Genomic DNA, 1,143 nt, shown 5'->3' on the forward strand with positions numbered 1-1,143 from the left:
CCGAATGATCACTTCAGGCTGGATAATTGACGCATCGTTTAGCCGATGCGTATCCGGACTTTCAGTCCGTTAATCACTAACCCACCGACTTTAGTCGGTGGTTGTTGAGTTTGGGGGAAATAAAGGGTAGGTATCACAGTGGCCAGTGAACCCTGATGGAGAAAAACTACTTCATCTTTTTTCTATAGATTGCGAAAAGTTATCACCTAGAATACCCGAGGGGATATTACCAACATCAGGATACCTATCTGTATTTTCAACTTATTCTGATGATGAATATTTTTTTGATAGCGTTACTTACTTTGGTGATGAGCAATAACTCAATCTCATTAAATCAGGATTTACGTTTGTTTCATATTCTCTGACTAATCATAACTTGGAAAATAATGATAAATTTATACCAGAAAGAAGTGTTAATTTTTTAGATATGGAAATAGAGGATGATGATTACCCAATGGTCTCGCTTTTTTCAAAAAAAATTCCACATGGATTAGATGATATAGGTGACATTGGGAATGATTATCACTTTGTGTGCCAGATATATTCTGGCAGATTTTCCTGAACCGTTTCAAGATGCATTAGGTTTATCTGACGCTATTGGTTACTTGTTTATTCGCAATAAAGAAAATGGAATGGATGGTGTGTTTTTTGTAAAAACTGCATGATGTTTTTGAAGTAATAGTTTGAAAGAAATGAATAAATGGTATCTCACTCAGTGCTTATAAAAATAAAATTGGAGGATTAAACAGATAGTTGAGAACAGCCTTTTTCTGTAATTACCAATGAGTTGTATCAACTAAGACCCACTCTGACACTATTGATGATCTGGGAGAAACCTAATCAAACTGTCGGCTATTGTGCCAATAGCGGACGTTACACCTTGCTTACTATTTTGTTTAATCGCGTTTTAGTGCATATGATTTTTGAAATTATTTTTTCATAAATCATACGCACATCAGGATCTAAGTCCTATAAATTGGCGATTCCGTCTTCTTAAAATTATATTAGCTCTAATTTAAAAGAATATATTGTTTTACATATCTTCTTAAATAATAAGTAAATTTCCTGATTGATCAAGAAGGATTTCAATTCCATTATAATTAATAAGACCCCTTAAATATTCATTAAAAGTTAATCCAGTAT

At 33.2% G+C, this 1,143-nt stretch carries 2 protein-coding genes; both read left to right on the forward strand.

The genetic code is table 11. The annotated features are described in order from the left end of the window. The first annotated feature begins 145 nt into the window (after positions 1-145). On the forward strand, positions 146-319 hold the full coding sequence (locus AACX68_RS07600) for a DUF1963 domain-containing protein (protein ID WP_228860872.1): 174 nt from the start codon (positions 146-148) through the stop codon (positions 317-319). A gap of 196 nt (positions 320-515) precedes the next feature. After that, a complete protein-coding gene (locus tag AACX68_RS07605) occupies positions 516-665 on the forward strand; it encodes a hypothetical protein (protein ID WP_228860873.1) in 150 nt (49 codons plus the stop codon). Positions 666-1,143 lie beyond the last annotated feature (478 nt).

It is taken from the genome of Xenorhabdus sp. PB61.4, assembly GCF_963894935.1.
GTDB classification, from domain to species: Bacteria; Pseudomonadota; Gammaproteobacteria; order Enterobacterales; family Enterobacteriaceae; genus Xenorhabdus; species Xenorhabdus stockiae.